At 54.7% G+C, this 15,730-nt stretch carries 16 protein-coding genes; 8 read left to right on the forward strand and 8 right to left on the reverse strand.

What is annotated here, in order from left to right; translation table 11 throughout:
• Positions 1-30: 30 nt before the first annotated feature.
• Positions 31-948, reverse strand: a complete 918-nt coding sequence (locus FDW87_RS03930; RefSeq protein ID WP_016152106.1) for an SPFH domain-containing protein — start codon at positions 946-948, stop codon at positions 31-33.
• A gap of 134 nt (positions 949-1,082) precedes the next feature.
• On the opposite strand from FDW87_RS03930, the gene fetA reads away from it, so the two are divergent.
• Complete coding sequence (gene fetA / locus FDW87_RS03935; RefSeq protein WP_019076194.1) at positions 1,083-1,760, forward strand: iron ABC transporter ATP-binding protein FetA; 678 nt, start codon at positions 1,083-1,085, stop codon at positions 1,758-1,760.
• Positions 1,747-2,526 (forward strand): iron export ABC transporter permease subunit FetB, encoded by a 780-nt coding sequence (fetB, locus tag FDW87_RS03940; protein ID WP_016155894.1) that lies wholly within the window; start codon positions 1,747-1,749, stop codon positions 2,524-2,526. Before fetA ends, fetB begins: the two co-directional genes overlap by 14 nt.
• A gap of 78 nt (positions 2,527-2,604) precedes the next feature.
• Here fetB and FDW87_RS03945 read toward each other — a convergent pair whose 3' ends face one another.
• Genes FDW87_RS03945 through tesA form a run of 3 tightly spaced genes read right to left on the reverse strand, consistent with a single transcriptional unit; the run spans position 2,605 to position 4,943 of the window.
• Positions 2,605-3,459: a co-chaperone YbbN gene (locus FDW87_RS03945; protein ID WP_047501870.1), complete on the reverse strand. Its 855-nt coding sequence runs from the start codon at positions 3,457-3,459 to the stop codon at positions 2,605-2,607.
• Positions 3,460-3,517: 58 nt separating this feature from the next.
• Positions 3,518-4,288, reverse strand: coding sequence for an SDR family oxidoreductase (locus FDW87_RS03950; protein WP_137379471.1), 771 nt, complete (start codon positions 4,286-4,288; stop codon positions 3,518-3,520).
• A 28-nt stretch (positions 4,289-4,316) separates the two neighbouring features.
• The gene (gene tesA, locus FDW87_RS03955; protein ID WP_094760949.1) at positions 4,317-4,943 is read right to left on the reverse strand and encodes a multifunctional acyl-CoA thioesterase I/protease I/lysophospholipase L1; all 627 of its coding nucleotides are present in this window, start codon (positions 4,941-4,943) and stop codon (positions 4,317-4,319) included.
• Between tesA and ybbA the strand changes: the two genes are divergently transcribed.
• From ybbA to FDW87_RS03985, 6 genes are all read left to right on the forward strand, one after another.
• Complete coding sequence (gene ybbA / locus FDW87_RS03960) at positions 4,911-5,597, forward strand: putative ABC transporter ATP-binding protein YbbA (protein WP_016152113.1); 687 nt, start codon at positions 4,911-4,913, stop codon at positions 5,595-5,597. The two genes, tesA and ybbA, sit on opposite strands and share 33 nt — an antisense overlap.
• Entirely contained in the window at positions 5,594-8,008 is a 2,415-nt protein-coding gene (ybbP, locus tag FDW87_RS03965) for a putative ABC transporter permease subunit YbbP (RefSeq protein WP_016152114.1), read from the forward strand. The genes ybbA and ybbP overlap by 4 nt, the downstream gene beginning before the upstream one ends.
• 186 nt (positions 8,009-8,194) lie before the next feature.
• Complete coding sequence (locus FDW87_RS03970; RefSeq protein WP_016152115.1) at positions 8,195-9,328, forward strand: porin; 1,134 nt, start codon at positions 8,195-8,197, stop codon at positions 9,326-9,328.
• A gap of 245 nt (positions 9,329-9,573) precedes the next feature.
• Positions 9,574-10,404, forward strand: coding sequence for a MetQ/NlpA family ABC transporter substrate-binding protein (locus FDW87_RS03975; RefSeq protein WP_016155899.1), 831 nt, complete (start codon positions 9,574-9,576; stop codon positions 10,402-10,404).
• A 62-nt stretch (positions 10,405-10,466) separates the two neighbouring features.
• The gene (gene sfbB, locus FDW87_RS03980; RefSeq protein ID WP_046276103.1) at positions 10,467-11,483 is read left to right on the forward strand and encodes a virulence-associated ABC transporter ATP-binding protein SfbB; all 1,017 of its coding nucleotides are present in this window, start codon (positions 10,467-10,469) and stop codon (positions 11,481-11,483) included.
• Positions 11,476-12,135, forward strand: a complete 660-nt coding sequence (locus tag FDW87_RS03985) for a methionine ABC transporter permease (protein ID WP_003831085.1) — start codon at positions 11,476-11,478, stop codon at positions 12,133-12,135. The genes sfbB and FDW87_RS03985 overlap by 8 nt, the downstream gene beginning before the upstream one ends.
• Here the strand turns inward: FDW87_RS03985 and mnmH are convergent, their stop codons facing one another.
• From mnmH to lpxH, 4 genes are all read right to left on the reverse strand, one after another.
• On the reverse strand, positions 12,136-13,221 hold the full coding sequence (gene mnmH, locus FDW87_RS03990) for a tRNA 2-selenouridine(34) synthase MnmH (RefSeq protein WP_049042610.1): 1,086 nt from the start codon (positions 13,219-13,221) through the stop codon (positions 12,136-12,138).
• A gap of 97 nt (positions 13,222-13,318) precedes the next feature.
• On the reverse strand, positions 13,319-14,386 hold the full coding sequence (gene purK / locus FDW87_RS03995; protein WP_137379472.1) for a 5-(carboxyamino)imidazole ribonucleotide synthase: 1,068 nt from the start codon (positions 14,384-14,386) through the stop codon (positions 13,319-13,321).
• Positions 14,383-14,892, reverse strand: a complete 510-nt coding sequence (gene purE, locus FDW87_RS04000) for a 5-(carboxyamino)imidazole ribonucleotide mutase (RefSeq protein WP_016152120.1) — start codon at positions 14,890-14,892, stop codon at positions 14,383-14,385. Before purE ends, purK begins: the two co-directional genes overlap by 4 nt.
• 173 nt (positions 14,893-15,065) lie before the next feature.
• On the reverse strand, positions 15,066-15,730 hold a 665-nt coding region (gene lpxH, locus FDW87_RS04005), incomplete at its 5' end, for a UDP-2,3-diacylglucosamine diphosphatase (RefSeq protein WP_137379486.1).

Consider the following 15,730-nt stretch of genomic DNA (forward strand, 5'->3'; position numbering starts at 1 on the left):
AGATGTGCGGGTGCACCAGAATCATCGCTATCATGATTTTTTCCGTTCGCTGGCGCTGTCTTTCACCAGTTCGGCTATCCCGGCAATGGACCCCATCAGGCTGCTGGCATCCAGCGGCATCATCACCACTTTGCTGTTATTCGACGAACCGATGTGTTGCAGCGCTTCGGTGTATTTCTGCGCCACGAAGTAGTTCACGGCCTGAATATCCCCGGCGGCAATGGCCTCCGAAACCATCTGCGTCGCGCGGGCCTCGGCTTCTGCGGAACGTTCACGCGCTTCAGCCTGTAAAAATGCCGACTGGCGTTCACCTTCCGCTTTGAGGATTTTCGACTGTTTCTCACCTTCGGCCTTGACGATTTCTGCCTGACGGATCCCTTCCGCTTCAAGAATATAGGCGCGCTTGGTACGTTCGGCTTTCATCTGCGCGTTCATGGCGTCGATAAGTTCCGCCGGCGGACGCACATCGCGGATTTCAATACGGGTGATTTTGATGCCCCAGGGATTCGTGGCCTCATCAACGATATGCAGCAGGCGCGTGTTGATGTTGTCGCGCTGGGAGAGCATTTCATCGAGTTCCATCGAGCCGAGAACGGTACGAATGTTGGTCATGGTCAGGTTGATGATCGCCAGTTCCAGGTTGCTGACCTCATAAGCCGCTTTTGGCGCGTCGATCACCTGAATAAAGCAGACGGCATCGATCGCGACGTTGGCGTTGTCTTTGGAGATGACTTCCTGAGAGGGGATATCAAGCACCTGTTCCATCATGTTGATCTTACGACCGATGCGGTCCATGAACGGTACAACAAGGTTTAAACCCGGTTGCAGGGTTTTGGTGTAACGGCCAAAACGCTCGACCGTCCACTGATATCCCTGCGGGACGATTTTGACGCCAGCACCGACGATGACCAGCGCGACAAAAATGAGAATAGGAATAAAAATGAGCATTGATGAAACCTCCTGTTGTGTTGTCCTTTACTGCCTCATTAGTCAAATTATACCCGATTTATCAGGGTGGGCTCCCCTATAATAAATTACAGGGATAGACTGTCTGCACGAAAGAGGTAAAAAAGGGATTGGTAATGGAAGAAAGCAGCATTCTGCTTCAGTTAAAAAATGTCGCATGGCAGGCAGGGGCGACGCAGGTTCTCAATAACATCTGTTTTAATCTCCGGGCCGGAGAATTTAAGCTGATTACCGGCCAGTCTGGTTGCGGTAAAAGTACGTTACTCAAGATAGTGGCGTCATTAATTAGCCCGACTGCCGGTGAAATTCTCTTTGAGGGCAAGGAGATAAACACTCTTAAGCCTGAAACATATCGCCAGCAGGTTTCTTATTGTGCGCAAACGCCCGCGTTGTTTGGTGACACCGTTTACGACAACCTCATTTTCCCCTGGCAAATCCGCGATAAACGTCCGGATCCGGATGTGTTTCTTGCCGATCTGGCCCGTTTTGAGCTACCCGAAACGATCCTCAAAAAAAACATCAATGAGCTGTCTGGCGGCGAAAAGCAACGCGTCTCATTAATTCGTAATTTACAGTTTCTGCCAAAAATCCTGCTGCTTGATGAAATTACCAGCGCGCTGGATGAAGCCAATAAACGGAATGTGAACGAATTAATTCACCACTATGTCCGCGATAAGAATATTGCTGTGCTGTGGGTGACGCACGACAAAGATGAAATTAATCATGCGGATAATGTCATAACCCTTCAACCGCACGCCGGGGAAATGCAGGAAGTAAGCAATGAACGAGCATAATATTACCAATGAATCACTGGCGTTAGCGATGATGCTGGTGGTGGTCGCGATACTGATCAGCAACAAAGAAAAACTGGCGCTGGAAAAAGATATTCTCTGGAGCGTTTGCCGGGCGGTGGTTCAGCTTATTATCGTTGGTTATGTTCTGAAATATATTTTCGGCGTTAACCACAGCATTCTGACCTTATTGATGGTGCTGTTTATCTGTTTCAACGCGGCCTATAACGCGCAAAAGCGCAGTAAATATATTGATAAAGCTTTTCTCTCGTCATTTATCGCCATCACGGCGGGGGCGGGGTTAACGCTGGCGGTGCTGGTTCTGTCAGGCTCTATCGAGTTTACCCCAATGCAGGTGATCCCAATTTCCGGCATGATTGCAGGCAATGCGATGGTTGCGGTAGGGCTGTGTTACAACAATCTGGGGCAGCGGTTTAACAGCGAACAGCAGCAAATTCAGGAAAAACTCAGCCTCGGTGCGACGCCGAAAGTGGCCTCCGCGCCGCTGATTCGCGACAGTATTCGCGCTTCGCTGATCCCGACGATCGATTCAGCGAAGACCGTGGGACTGGTGAGTTTACCGGGGATGATGTCCGGGTTGATCTTTGCAGGTATTGATCCGGTAAAAGCGATTAAGTATCAGATTATGGTGACGTTTATGCTGCTTTCGACCGCCAGTCTGTCAACCATTATCGCCTGCTACCTGACCTATCGGAAGTTCTATAATTCACGTCACCAACTGGTGGTGACGCATTTGAAAAAAAACTAATGGAGTACCGGATGGCGCGGGCCTACGGGGAGATTGTAGGCCCGATTAGCGCAAGCGCCATCAGGCAAATGCAGCGGATTAGTACAACAGCGCGTACAGCTGGCGGCGGTATTTCGAGGCCAGCGCATCGCCGGTGCCCAGTGCGGCAAGGATCTCCTGGAAGGTTTTACGCGCCTGACCGTCGGCTGCAGTGAGATCTTTCTTCAGGTGACTGAACAGCAATTCCAGTGATTCCTCGTTACGTCCGACCTGGTGTAACTGAATGGCCAGTTGAGTTGCCAGCGCCGCATCCTGTGGATTGCTGGCGACCTGCTGCTGCAACTGTTGGATTTCAGGTGTATCAGCCGCCTGCTTCAGCAGTTCGATCTGTGCCACCAGGCCCTGATAACGGGTGTCCTGATCCTGCAACGGGATAGTTTTCAGCACCGCTTCGGCTTCGTCAGAACGGTTCAGGGCGATTTGCGTTTCCGCCAGCAGCAGGCCAATTTCGCTGCTCTGGTTGGAGATCTGCCAGGCTTCTTTCAGCAGCGGCAGCGCATCAGCGTGATTGCCGGCTTCGATGAACTCGATCGCCTGGCGCGCTTTCAACTCTTCTTCGCTCGGTAACACTTTCTCCAGCAGCGCGCGAATAACTTCTTCCGGCTGCGGGCCCTGGAATCCATCTACCGGCTGACCGTTCTGGAACAGATAAACCGTGGGGATCGCGCGCAGACCAAACTGGGAGGCGATCATCTGCTCGGCGTCGCAGTCTAACTTGGCGAGAATAAACTGACCGTTGTACTGAGCAACAAGGTTCTCCAGTACCGGCGTTAATTGCAGACAATGCTGGCTGCGCTCAGACCAAAAATAGAACAGGACCGGCGTGGTCATCGACTGTTCAAGGGTCTGCTGGAGGTTCGATTCGTTAATGTTAACAATATTCTGTGTGGACATGGAGTTACTCTCTTTTGTCGATTTCTTGTTACATGGGGGCTGACGCGCGTGCTTCAACTCAACCCTGTAAAATTTTGTCCATTATGCGGCCTGGCAACAGGCGCTTCAGTAGCATAACTGCCCAGGTCACCAGCGTAACCGGATAACGCAGCTTTGGTTTGTCGCTCTCAAACGCATGACGCACTTTGGCGACAACCGCTTGTGGCCCCAGCGTAAAACGCGCGGCAATTCCGGGGTTTTCCACGGGAGCATCGCTCTGGGTCTGGTTGACGTTTTCGGTAAAGCGGGTGCGAATAGGGCCTGGCTCAATCAGGCTGACCTTAATCCCGCTGTGGCGCAGCTCCATACGCAGCGCGTCGGACCAGGCTTCCAGCGCATATTTGCTGGCGGCATAGGCCCCGCGCCCCGGCGTTGAGATCAATCCCATTACCGACGAGGTCATCACAATTCGTCCTTCGCCGTGGGGTAGCATGGCGGGTAACAGGCGCATGGTAAGCTGATGTGCGCCGAAGAAGTTGGCGGAAAACTGCTGTTCCATCTGCTCGCGGCTGATGGTGGGCAGTGGGCCATAGACGCCGTATCCGGCGTTGTTAAAGATCCCATACAAACGATTATCGGTCAGGGCGATCACCTCATCAGCCGCGCGATCTACGCTCTCGGGTGCATCCAGATCCAGCAATATGCCGGTGAATCCCATGCTGTTCATACGCGCCACATCGTCAGGTTTGCGACAGCCTGCCAGAATTTGAAAACCCTGGCGCTTTAGCTCAAGCGCGCTTTCCAGACCGATTCCGCTGGAACATCCTGTTATTAAGACCGATTTTTGCATAACTTTACCTGTCAGGATCTCCGTTGTTTTACGAGTCGTGATTTACTAGAGGAGTGAGATGTTGCGCCATCCAGTCGGCAATAAACGGCTGGGCGTCACGGTTAGGATGAATACCATCATCCTGCATCCACTGGGGTTTCAGATAAACCTCTTCCATAAAAAAGGGCAGCAGAGGTATATCAAACTCTTTGGCGAGTTTTGGATAAATCGCGCTAAAGCTTTCATTATAACGGCGACCGTAGTTTGCCGGCAGACGAATTTGCATCAGCAGCGGTTCGGCATTTGCTGCTTTCACATCCTGCAGAATCGTGCGCAGGGTTTGTTCGGTTTGCGCAGGCGCAAAACCGCGCAGACCGTCGTTGCCGCCAAGTTCGACCAGCACCCAGCGCGGCTGGTGCTGCTTCAGTAATGTAGGCAGACGGGCCAGACCCTGCTGCGAGGTGTCGCCGCTAATACTGGCATTCACCACCGGCGTTTTGGTTTGCCATTTATCATTAAGTAGCGCAGGCCACGCGGCGCTGGCGGACATACGGTATCCGGCGCTCAGGCTGTCACCCAGAATTAATAACGTGTCCGCTGCGGCGGCGCGGAAAGTTAACAGGACCAGGAACAGGAAAGGCCAATGCCAGCGGAAAACATTGTTGAAGTTCATCATCTTAAGAAATCCGTCGGTCAGGGTGATCATGAGCTATCCATCCTTACCGGAGTTGAACTGGTTGTCAAACGCGCCGAGACCATTGCGCTGATTGGCGAGTCGGGTTCAGGAAAATCCACACTGCTGGCGATCCTCGCCGGGCTGGACGATGGTACCAGCGGTGAAGTCAGCCTGGTGGGGCAGGCGCTGCACACCATGGATGAAGAAGCCCGGGCACAGCTGCGGGCGCGACACGTGGGTTTTGTCTTCCAGTCATTCATGTTAATTCCGACCCTAAACGCGCTGGAAAACGTCGAGTTGCCCGCGTTGTTGCGCGGCGAAAACAGCGGAAAAAGTCGCGACGGGGCAAAAACGTTGCTGGAGCAACTGGGGCTGGGAAAACGTCTTGATCATCTTCCGGCCCAGCTTTCCGGCGGGGAGCAGCAGCGCGTAGCGCTGGCGCGGGCGTTTAACGGTCGTCCTGACGTACTGTTTGCCGATGAACCGACGGGCAATCTGGACCGCCAGACCGGAGACAAAATCGCCGACCTGCTGTTTTCTCTGAACCGGGAACATGGCACCACCCTGATTCTGGTGACCCATGATTCTCAACTGGCGGCGCGTTGCGATCGGCGTTTACGTCTGGTGAACGGACAGTTGCAGGAGGAGGCATGATTGCACGCTGGTTCTGGCGCGAATGGCGCTCGCCTTCATTACTGATTGTCTGGCTGGCGCTGAGCCTGGCCGTGGCCTGCGTGCTGGCGCTGGGCAATATCAGCGATCGTATGGAAAAAGGGCTGAGCCAGCAAAGCCGTGAGTTTATGGCGGGAGATCGGTCGCTACAAAGTTCGCGTACCGTGCCGAAAGCGTGGATTGACGAGGCGCGACAGCGTGGCCTGAAAGTGGGCGAACAGCTGACCTTTGCCACTATGACCTTTGCCCGGGATACGCCGCAGTTGGCGAACGTCAAAGCGGTGGATGATGTGTATCCGATGTATGGCACGTTGCAAACCAATCCGCCGGGACTGAAACCTCAGCCAGGCTCGGTGCTGCTGGCTCCGCGTCTGATGGCGTTGCTAAACTTAAAAATCGGTGATTCCATCGACGTGGGTGATGCCACGCTGCGCATCGCCGGGGAAGTGGTGCAGGAGCCGGACGCCGGTTTTAATCCGTTCCAGATAGCGCCGCGCCTGATGATGAACATGGCGGATGTCGAAAAAACGGCGGCGGTCCAGCCGGGGAGCCGGGTGACCTGGCGCTATAAATTTGGCGGGACACCGCAGCAACTGGAAGCCTATGAAAAATGGCTGCTCCCGCAGTTAAAGCCTGAACAGCGCTGGTATGGGCTGGAGCAGGATGAAGGGGCGCTGGGGAAATCACTGGAGCGTTCGCAACAGTTCCTGCTGCTGTCGGCGCTGCTAACCCTGCTGCTGGCGGTCGCTGCGGTTGCCGTGGCGATGAGCCATTACTGCCGCAGTCGTTACGATCTGGTGGCTATTCTGAAAACCCTTGGCGCGGGCAGAGCACAGTTGCGCAGGCTAATTGTTGGTCAATGGCTGATGGTGCTGGTGCTGTCTGGCGTGACCGGAGGGTTATTCGGGCTGTTGTTTGAACGCGTGCTGGTGGTATTACTTAAGCCGGTACTGCCCGGCGAACTGCCGCCTGCCAGTCCCTGGCCGTGGCTATGGGCATTAGGCACCATGACGGTCATTTCTCTGCTGGTGGGGTTACGCCCTTACCGTTTGCTGCTGGCGACTCAGCCACTGCGGGTACTGCGCCGTGACGTGGTGGCAAACGTCTGGCCGCTGAAGTTTTATTTGCCGGTGGTATTGATAGTCGTGATTGCCCTGCTCGCCGGACTGATGGGCGGAAGTCCGCTGCTGTGGGCCGTGCTGGCCGGAGCGGTAGTGCTGGCGCTTTTGTGCGGGGTGCTCGGCTGGATGCTGCTCAACGTGCTGCGTGGCCTGACGCTCACCTCGCTGCCGCTGCGTTTAGCGGTCAGTCGGCTGTTGCGCCAGCCGTGGTCAACGCTCAGTCAGCTGTCGGCATTTTCGCTTTCCTTTATGTTGCTGGCGCTGCTGCTGGTACTGCGTGGTGACCTGCTCGACCGCTGGCAGCAGCAAATGCCGCCGGAAAGCCCGAACTATTTTCTCATCAACATTGCCACCGAACAGGTGGTTCCACTCAAGGCTTTCCTGGCTGAGCATCAGGTGATCCCGGAATCGTTCTATCCGATTGTGCGGGCGCGTCTGACGGCGATCAATGAGAAGCCGACCGAAGGCAATCACGATGAGGCGCTGAACCGTGAGCTTAATCTGACCTGGCAGGATACCCGACCGGATCATAACCCGATCGTTGCCGGAAGCTGGCCGCCAAAAGCGGGCGAAGTCTCGATGGAAGAGGGGCTGGCGAAACGGCTGAACGTCAAACTTGGCGATCGGGTGACCTTTATGGGCGATACCCAGGATTTCAGCGCCACGGTTAGCAGTCTGCGCAAAGTGGACTGGGAAAGCCTGCGCCCCAACTTCTTCTTTATCTTTCCCTCCGGCGCGCTGGACGCTCAGCCGCAAAGCTGGTTAACCAGCTTTCGCTGGGAGAACGGCAACGGCATGCTGACGCAGCTTAACCGCGAATTCCCGACTATCAGCCTGCTGGATATTGGCGCAATCCTCAAACAGGTGAGCCAGGTGCTGGAGCAGGTGAGCCGGGCACTGGAGGTGATGGTGGTGCTGGTTACCGCTTGCGGTATGTTGCTGCTATTGGCGCAGGTCCAGGTCGGAATGCGTCAGCGTCATCAGGAACTGGTGGTCTGGCGCACGCTGGGCGCGGGTAAGAAGCTATTGCGTACCACGCTATGGTGCGAGTTCGCCATGCTCGGGATGGTCGCCGGACTGGTGGCTGCCATCGGTGCGGAAACCGCACTGGCGGTGCTGCAAACCCGAGTGTTTGATTTTCCGTGGGAGCCAGACTGGCGACTGTGGGTCGTGTTGCCGCTTTGTGGGGCATTGTTGCTCTCGTTATGCGGCGGATGGCTCGGTTCACGTCTGCTAAAAGGCAAAGCGCTGTTCCGTCAATTCAGTAGTTAATTCATATTCGTGATGATTACGCACCGGTTTTTTAAATCGGTGCGTTTTTTATCTATGTAGCACAAATTGATAACTCATTGATATTTAACAGCACAGAACAATAAAAACCCGACAACACGAGTGTATTAATAAACGTTAATATTTGTATGCTGAATAATTGGCAGGCTATCTATCAAGGTACAAATAATGACTATAAAAAAAACGGCGCTGGCGGTATCGATCGGCGCAGCAGTGGCATTAACGACATTCGCCTCCCAGGCGGAAATCACGGTCCTGAAACAAGATCCACAGGCGGGCAACCCGCTGAGCCGTCTTAACTTCACCGTTGGCGGGAGTATTCGTCCGCAGTTCCAGAATATGGCCGGTGACGATGGTAAGAATGGCTACAAACGTAATGGTTTCGACGGCGGGACGCGTTTCCGCTTCGCCGCTGATTACTATCTGTTTGATGACATCAGCTGGGTGAGTTATTACGAGCTGGGCGTAAACTTCCCGGCAATGTTCAACTGGGATAATCACTATGCTAACGGCGCCAACGATACCACGCGTCGTATGTTGTACACCGGTCTGAAGAGCGCGACATGGGGTACGCTGACCTTCGGTCAACAGAACAGCATTTACTATGATGTGGTTGGTGCGAAAACGGATATCTGGGACTACGACATGATCGGTCAGGCACCAGGTAACGGTATCAATGGCGACTATGACGGTTCCTATCGTACGCGTAAATCACTGAAGTATAAGAAAACGGTTGGCGATGTTGATCTCTACGCGTCTTATCTGTTCAGCGATGATTACAACCCGAACAACGGTCTGCGCTACAAGCGTAAAGGCGGTGGCTCGCTGGGTGTGGATTATCACATCACCGATGACCTGACCTGGGGTACGGCGTGGAACTACACCCGCGCGGAAATGCGTGGCGACACCAGCAAAACCTACGATCAAAACATCGTCGGTACCGCGCTGAGCTGGAAACCGGACAACTGGACCTTCTCGATGGGCGGCGGTTGGTATCAAAACTTCATGACCACCAAAAAAGTCTCTGTTAACGATTACTTTGCCGGTGATGCCTGGGGTCTGGAATACTTCGCGGGTTACACCTTCCCGGTTGGTCAGTATGCGCTGAAATCCGTTCAACCCTACGTTATGGGCGACCGTATTGAATACGTGAATGGTCGTAACTACCTGCGTACCGACAATGGTGTGGGTATCAGCTTCCAGCTGGACTACGGTTTCCGTGTGGATTACGAACACGTCTTCACCTCCAGCACCGACAATCTGGGTGATATGAACCTGGTTCGTCTGCGTTACGATTTCTAAGTCAATTTCCCTGCCAAAACCGGGTAACCAGAAGGTTATCCGGTTTTTTACTATCCTTTGCTGAAAAACGCATTAGTACCTTCAACGTACATTCAACGACATATCCCGCAACATCATGAAATAATTTCAAGGACAGCAGGTTGTGATCTGTGTCATGTTAACAATCAGCCTGTTAACAGGCCAACAAGAACAACGCCGCAAGAACGGCGTGAGACATGACACCACAACGTTAAAATGGAGAAATTATGGGATTGCGTCAGAGTTTACGCGTCGCGACCGGAGCGCTGTTACTGGCCTGTGGATTACAACTTGCTCATGCGAACAGTGACCCGCATACCATCGTGTTTGGCGTCGCACCTGGGCCGTACGGCGATATGGTGAAACAGGCCATTGCCCCTACGCTGAAAGAGAAAGGCTATAAGGTAGTGGTGCGCGAATTCAGCGACTACGTGCAGCCGAACATGGCGCTTTCCAACGGCAGTATTGATGCCAACTTGTTCCAGCACTCGCTCTACTTTGACAAATTCACCGCTGATAAAGGACTGAAGCTGAGCAAGCTGATTGTGGTCCCGACGGCCGGGATGGGTTTTTACTCACATAAAATCAAAAGCCTGGATGAGTTAAAAAAAGGGGATGTGATCACGCTTTCCAATGATCCAACCAATCTGGCTCGCGGTCTGCGTTTCCTGCAGTCTATTGACCTTATTACCATCAAAGACACTATCGATCCGACTAAAGCCTCTGAGCGCGATATCGCCAGCAACCCGAAAGGGCTGGTGTTTAAACCGCTGGAAGCGGCACAACTGCCGCGTACCCTGGACGGTGTGACCGGCGCGCTGGTCAACGGTAACTTTGCCGTGGCGGCGAAACTGGATCTCGCCAGTGCCATCAAGCAAGAGCATCTGGACGAAAATCTGAAAAATATCATAGCGGTTCGCAGTGAAGATGCGGATAAACCGTTCGCGAAAGATATTGTGGCGGCGGTGAAATCTCCGGCGTATCGCGCGGTGATCGACGATCCGCAAAATATCTACAGCGCCTTCCAGAAACCGGAATGGATGTCGGCAGCCCAATAATCGCTGCGCACAAGGTTAACAGGGGCAGCGGCGACTGCCCTTTTCGCATTTCTGAGGTGGCTATGATTGAGATAGAAAAGGTTTGCGTGGATTTTAGCGCAGGCCGTGGACCATCAACCCGGGCGGTTGATGACGTCAGCTTGCGCATAGGCGCAGGTGAGATATTTGGCATTGTCGGGACCAGCGGCGCGGGGAAAAGTACGCTGCTGCGCACCCTGAACGCCTTAACGCGACCAAGCCTGGGAAGCGTAAAGGTTAACGGCGTAGAAATTTCCGCGCTGGAAGGGGCGCAACTACGTAAAGCCCGTCAGCGTATTGGGATGATTTTTCAGCATTTTAATCTGATGCATACCCGTACCGTGGCGCAAAACGTCGCTTTCAGCCTGAAGGCTGCCGGATGGGAGCGCAGTAAAATTGGCCCACGCGTCAGCGAAATCCTGACGCTGGTGGGGCTGTCTGACAAGGCGAACCGCTTTCCTGTGCAGCTCAGCGGCGGGCAAAAGCAGCGCGTTGGTATTGCCCGTGCGATTGCCAATCACCCCGATGTGCTGCTGTGTGATGAACCGACCTCTGCGCTGGATCTGGAGACATCGGCCACTATTCTGGCATTGCTTAAGCAGATCAACCAACAGCTGGGGATCACGATCGTGCTGATCACTCACGAGATGAACGTGATCAAATCGATTTGCGATCGTGTGGCGGTGATGTCCGGCGGCAAGGTGGTGGAGTCCGGTGAGGTGTTTGACGTTTTTGCTCACCCGCAGCACGCTTTCACGCAGCAACTGGTGTCGCATACCCTCAATCTGACGCTACCCGAACGCTTGCGCCAGCATTTGCCTGGCCAGTTGCTGAAAATTCTGTTCATCGGCGATTCGGCGGAACAACCGGTGTTGTCAGAAGTCGCGGTTAAATTTGGTGTGGCGGTGAACATTCTGCACGGCAAAATTGAATATATCGGCGAGCGTGCGCTGGGGATTCTGGTGGTGCAACTGACCGCGCCGCATAACCCTTCTGCGGTGGATGTCGCCGTGGAACATATTCGTCAACGCACGGCACAGGTGGAGGTGATTCGTGGATGATTTATTGCCTGATTTGACGCTGGCGTTTAATGAAACCTTTCAGATGCTAAGCATCTCTACGGTGCTGGCGATTATTGGCGGTCTGCCGCTCGGTTTTCTTATTTTCGTCACCGACCGGCATTTATTCTGGCAAAACCGTTTTGTGTATCTGCTCAGCTCCGTGCTGGTGAATATCATCCGTTCGGTGCCGTTTGTGATCCTGCTGGTGCTGCTGCTGCCGCTCACCCAGTTTTTACTCGGAAATACCATTGGACCGATTGCGGCGTCGGTTCCGCTCTCGGTGGCGGCAATCGCTTTTTATGCCCGTCTGGTCGACAGCGCACTGCGCGAAGTCGATAAAGGCATTATTGAAGCGGCGGAAGCCTTTGGCGCCAGCCCGATGCGCATCATCTGCACCGTTCTGTTACCTGAAGCGAGCGCGGGTCTGCTGCGTGGGTTGACGATAACGCTGGTGAGTCTGATCGGTTACTCCGCGATGGCCGGAATCGTTGGTGGCGGTGGGGTAGGCGACCTGGCGATTCGCTTTGGTTATTACCGCTACGAAACCCAGGTCATGATCGTCACCGTGGTGGCGCTGATTATTCTGGTGCAGGTCGTTCAGGTGCTGGGCGACTGGCTGGCGAAACGCGCGGATAAGCGCGACAGACACTGATCACTGTGCGTTAAGCCAGTCGGCAACATCCTGCCATGTGCCGCGAAAGACGATTTTCGCGGCTTTCTTTTCCAACTGATAGCGATACATCGGGTCGTAATACTCGTTGAGCAACGGCACCAGCCAGCCCATATGGGCGTCGGTACTGCCCGTCGCTTGCTGTTCGCGCAGAGCCACGTCGAGCAGGGCGGTCAGCTCGGCAAAACGTTGTAAACCCAGACGGCGGCGAATAGCAAACAGGCCGTGGTGCAGATACTCGCTATACTCCTGCCAGCCCTGACTCTCGCCATAAGCATGGGTAAAATCGTGGTGCATCCGCACGAAATACTCTTCACGCAGTCGCTCCAGACGACGCTCAAAAGGATCGTCCACCACTGCAATAGATGCCTGGGTCATGCGTTCACGCAGGCACTCAGGCAGATGATTAGCCCCGATCATGCGGCCTTCATCTTCCAGTACCCACAGACGCAGATCCTGACGGCTGTCGGTTCTGAGCATTTCGACCGCCAGCAGGTTTTCAAAACTCGCCTGACTCAACTGCGGTTCAACGGTGCGACCAAACGAGGAACCGCGATGGTGCGCCAGACCTTCGAGATCCACGCCGTTCGGCTGCTGTTGCACCAGCTGCGTTTTACCGTTCCCGGTACAGCCGCCAATTAAGACGATCGGCTTTTGCACTAATTCTTCCGTCAGCTGAATCGCCGCCTGACGCAGGGCTTTGTAGCCGCCGTGTATCAGCGGGTAGTCAATCCCGGACTCGTGCAGCCACTGCTGCACAATGTGCGAACGCTGACCGCCGCGCGCGCAGCATAAATAACCCGCAGGATTTTGACGACAGGCATCCAGCCAGGCCTTCATACGTTGTTGGCGAGTCTCGCCGCAGACCAGTTGATGACCGAGCGTGAGGGCTGCCTCGGGTCCCTGACGTTTATAACAGGTACCCACGGCGGCACGTTCGTCATCGTTCATTAGGGGAAGGTTGATTGCGCCCGGCATTGCGCCTTGCAGAAATTCGACGGGGGCGCGTACATCGATTATAGGCGTACCAGCGAGCAAAATTGCGCGATAGTCCGTTCCATCGTTCATGTGTGATCCTGAAAATACAAAAACAGCAATGGAGGGGATTTTACGCGCCAGAGGAGGGGCCGGGGAAGGATAAAATCAAATCCCCGGCATTAATGGCTTATTTCAGCGTTGACTGCGCCCAGATAATACCGCTGGCATATTCCGGCGGCAGCAGGGGGATAAGCGCTTCCAGCGTCGCGCTAAGACGCGCGGTATCGCTGTCGCTCAGGTTCAGGTGTCCCACCTTACGCCCTTCACGCACCTCTTTGTCATACCAGTGCAGATGCACCAGCGGCAGCTTCAGCCAGTCATAGTTCAGGTCGCTACCAATCAGATTTACCATCACCGAAGGAGTGTTCACTATCGGCGTGGGTAACGGCAGGTTGGTAATGGCGCGCAGGTGCAGCTCAAACTGGCTGATGCTGGCACCGTTTTGCGTCCAGTGCCCGCTGTTGTGCACGCGTGGAGCCAGTTCGTTAATCAGCAGACCTTCCGGGGTGATGAAACATTCCATCGCCATCACGCCGACATAGCCCAGCTCCTGCATGATGGCAGAGAGCATCGCTTCGGCCTGTTTCTGCTGTTTGGCGTTAGCCTGCGGGAAGACCACGCTGGTGCGCAGAATGCCGTCCTGGTGCAGGTTATGGGTCAGCGGATAGAAGACGGTGCTACCGTCGTGCGCACGAGCGCCAACCAATGAGACTTCACCAGAGAAGTTGATTCCCTGCTCAACGATGCATTCGCCGTAGCAGTCGTCCGGCAGTTGTTCGCTTTCATTTGCGTGTAAACGCCACTGCCCACGACCGTCGTAGCCGCCGACGCGACGTTTCACGATCGCCAGCTCACCGAGTTTGTCGAATACTGCAGGCCATTCGCTTTTATCCGCCAGCAACTGCCACGGCGCAGTTGCCAGGCCGAGCTTGTCAAAAAGCTGCTTTTGCGTCAGACGGTCGGCAATAATCGGGAAAACGTCGCGGTTGACAAACGCCGGGTGGCGCGCGAGCTCGCGGGTGAGCGCCGTTTCCGGCCAGCGCTCAATCTCAGCGGTGATCACGCTTTGCTGAAAAGGGACCGCTGCTGGTTCGGCATCCAGCCCGACGGGCCAGACCGCAATGCCCAGCGGCTCACCGGCCTGGCGCAGCATGCGCCCTAGCTGACCGTTACCGAGTACGCAGACCTGCTTCATGCCGCACCTCGCGGGTCCGGATTCTCCAGCACCTCGTCGGTTTGTGCTTTGCGCCAGTCGTTCAGACGCTGGTGTAATGCTTTGTCGTGTGTTGCCAGAATTTGTGCTGCCAGCAGGGCCGCATTTGCCGCGCCCGCTTTGCCGATAGCCAGCGTTCCGACCGGAATACCGCGCGGCATCTGTACGATGGAGTAAAGGCTATCTACGCCGCTCAGCGCCGCGCTTTGCACCGGGACGCCTAAAACAGGCACCAGCGTTTTCGCCGCAATCATGCCCGGCAGATGTGCAGCGCCACCAGCACCGGCAATGATCACCTGATAGCCGTTCTCTTCTGCGCTTTCGGCGAAGCTAAACAGCTTGTCAGGGGTGCGGTGGGCGGAGACGACTTCAACATGATGCGGCACGTTCAGAATTTCGAAGATTTCGGCGGCGAACTGCATGGTAGCCCAGTCGCTTTTGGACCCCATCACGATGGCGACACGCGCCGGGTTATTGCGGGAAGACATGCGTCTGAAAACTCCTGTGATGCACTACACTCGACTTTTGAGGCCACAGAGAATAGCATAATTCGCCGTCAAGGAAAACGATTGCGCGCTTTACACTTCACCCTTCAGGCAGCCTCTGTAGCTGGCTGCATCTCAACGAGTTTTGTGTAAAGAGGAACTGGATATCTGCGGAATTAAAACGGAAATGCGATCAGTTCAACGTCATCTGGCGTGACTTTGATCATCGACCCTTCGGTGTGCCATGCGCCTAATACCACGCGGAAAGCGTGTTGCTCATTGGCCGTAAGTTCGTGGACTGCCGGGCGGTGGGTGTGGCCGTGAATTAACCACTGGACCTGATGCTTTTCCATCTCGGTGATGACGGCCTGCGGATTCACATCCATGATCGCCAGTGACTTGCTGCTGTTGGCCGCTTTGCTGTTGGCGCGCATTTTCGCGGCGATACGTTGGCGAACGAACAGAGGTAGGGAGAGGAACAGCTTCTGTAGCCAGGGTTGATGTACTTTGGCGCGAAACGCCTGATAGCCTGCATCGTCTGTACACAAAGTGTCGCCATGCATGATCAATACCTTGCGGCCATACAGGTTGAGTACTTTTTTCTCAGGCAGCAAGCTCATGCCGCTTTCACGGGCAAAACGTTTGCCGAGCAGAAAATCTCGGTTGCCGTGAATAAAAAAGCAGGGAACGCCGGAATCAACCAGTGATTTTATCGCCGCGGCTATTTCATGATGCAGTGGGGTTGGGTCGTCGTCGCCAATCCAGGCTTCAAACAGGTCGCCGAGAATGTACAGTGCATCAGCTTTTCGCGCATCACCGGCTAAAAAACGCAGAAAACCGG

This window comes from Citrobacter sp. wls826 (assembly GCF_005281245.1).
GTDB lineage: Bacteria > Pseudomonadota > Gammaproteobacteria > Enterobacterales > Enterobacteriaceae > Citrobacter > Citrobacter braakii.